Annotated in this window: 2 protein-coding genes; both read left to right on the top strand. The window is 70.6% G+C overall.

Going from position 1 to position 1,262, the window contains the following annotated elements; genetic code table 11:
• Positions 1-87: 87 nt before the first annotated feature.
• The gene (locus FNQ90_RS23685) at positions 88-345 is read left to right on the top strand and encodes a phosphopantetheine-binding protein (RefSeq protein WP_173019467.1); all 258 of its coding nucleotides are present in this window, start codon (positions 88-90) and stop codon (positions 343-345) included.
• A gap of 44 nt (positions 346-389) precedes the next feature.
• Positions 390-1,262 carry a phytanoyl-CoA dioxygenase family protein gene (locus tag FNQ90_RS23680; RefSeq protein ID WP_182608214.1) on the top strand — a complete coding sequence of 291 codons (873 nt, stop codon included), beginning with the start codon at positions 390-392 and terminating at the stop codon, positions 1,260-1,262.

The following is a 1,262-nucleotide window of genomic DNA, read 5'->3' as shown; positions in this document are numbered from 1 at the left end:
ATCCAGGAGATGCCCGGCCCCTCCCACGGGTGTGAAGCTGCCAGCGCCCGCCCGGTGGGCGGCTCGACGGAAGAGGAAGGAGCGCTCATGAGCACCGACGTGGCGGCAGTCGACCGGACGCTGGCGATGATCTGGACGGAAGTTCTCGGGGAGGACGCCGGGAGCGGGGAGGTCACGTTCTTCGAGGCGGGTGGCGAATCCATCTCCGCCACCCTCATGGTCTCGCGCATCGAGGACGAGCTCGACGTCCGGCTCGAGGTCGGCGACATCTTCGAGGAGGACCCGGACCTGTCGGGCCTCCGGCGTCTGGTGACCGCCGGGGCCGGCAACCACCGCGACAGCTGAGGGACCACCACCCGCCACGAAGCGCACGACGAGACGGAGGAACGATGACCGGGCTGCAGCGAGTGGCGCCCGACACCGAGCTCGACGAGGTCGTCGGCATTCTCGAACGGGACGGGGGGGTGATCGTCGAGAACCTCGCCGACGCCGCCACCCTGCGGGGACTGTGGGAGGACCTCGGTCCGCACCTGGACGCCCGCGGCTACAGCGGTGACTGGTACAACGGCACCCGCACCCGGCGGGTTTCCTCGATCTTCGCCCGTACCGCCCGACTGACGCCGGTCGTCACCCACCCGCTGTACCTGGGCGCCGCCCGGCGGATCATGCAGAAGCCGGTCCACGTGTGGATCGGTCGCTCCCGCACCGCGCTCGTCCCGACCATCCAGATCAGTGGCACCCAGGCGATCCAGATACACCGGGGCCAGGGACGCCAGCCCCTGCACCGCGACGACGCGCTCCATCTGCGCCGCCATCCCGGCCCGACCAGCCGAGTGCAGCTGATGCTCGCCATGAGCGACTTCACGGCGGCCAACGGCGGCACCATGGTGATTCCGGGCAGCCACCACTGGGACGACGAACGCGCTCCGCGTGTCGAGGAGGCGATCCCCACCGAGATGCGGGCGGGGTCGGGCCTCATCTGGCTCGGCGGGGTGTATCACGGGGGCGGCGGCAATACGACCGACACCCCGCGCACCGGCCTGACCATCGCCCTCGACCTGGGCAACCTCCGTCAGGAGGAGAACCAGTACCTCGCGGTGCCCAGGGAAGCCGTACGGGCCTATCCCGAGGAGGTGCGTCGGCTGTTGGGGTACGACCGCTGTCCCCCGGGCCTCGGCTGGTACGAGATGGAGGACCCGTACGCCCTCCTGGAAAGCGACGAGTCGGTGCCCGCCCGGGCCGGGGCGTCCGAAACCCGGTGA

It is taken from the genome of Streptomyces alkaliphilus, assembly GCF_014141535.1.
Classification (GTDB): Bacteria; Actinomycetota; Actinomycetes; order Streptomycetales; family Streptomycetaceae; genus Streptomyces; species Streptomyces alkaliphilus.
Note: the sequence above shows the minus strand (reverse complement) of the source record. Positions and strands in the feature narration are given on the sequence as shown.